The sequence below is a fragment of the Bacillus sp. SIMBA_005 genome (genome assembly GCF_046535585.1).
Lineage (GTDB): Bacteria > Bacillota > Bacilli > Bacillales > Bacillaceae > Bacillus > Bacillus pumilus.
Genome location: NZ_JAWRWI010000339.1, coordinates 1 through 275, shown reverse-complemented (window position 1 = coordinate 275; position 275 = coordinate 1). Strand labels below are relative to the sequence as shown.

Genomic DNA, 275 nt, shown 5'->3' with positions numbered 1-275 from the left:
CAATTTTGATTAAATAGCTTTGCTGCGCCGGCGCAAGGCTCCAGCTGAGCAATCCCCAGATCACCATCGCAGGCAGGAAAATGATTAAAGAAACCGTTGTCAGCGGAAGAATAAACAGGATCAGAGCGAAAGAAACGGTCACAAGCATGATGCTTTTAAATGCTCCTAAACGGTCATACAGCCAGCCTCCGAACGGGCCGCCGCATACCGCTGACAGACCGAACAAAAAGTAGCATACACTGACCCAAACGGAACTCAAATGAAGCGTTCTTTCC

The 275-nt window shown here is 48.7% G+C and carries 1 protein-coding gene; it reads right to left on the bottom strand.

Annotation, left to right across the window (positions count from 1 at the left end; genetic code table 11):
• Positions 1–275, bottom strand: a 275-nt coding sequence (locus tag SB660_RS20385) for an MFS transporter (protein ID WP_410584140.1), incomplete at both ends; no start/stop codon positions are given.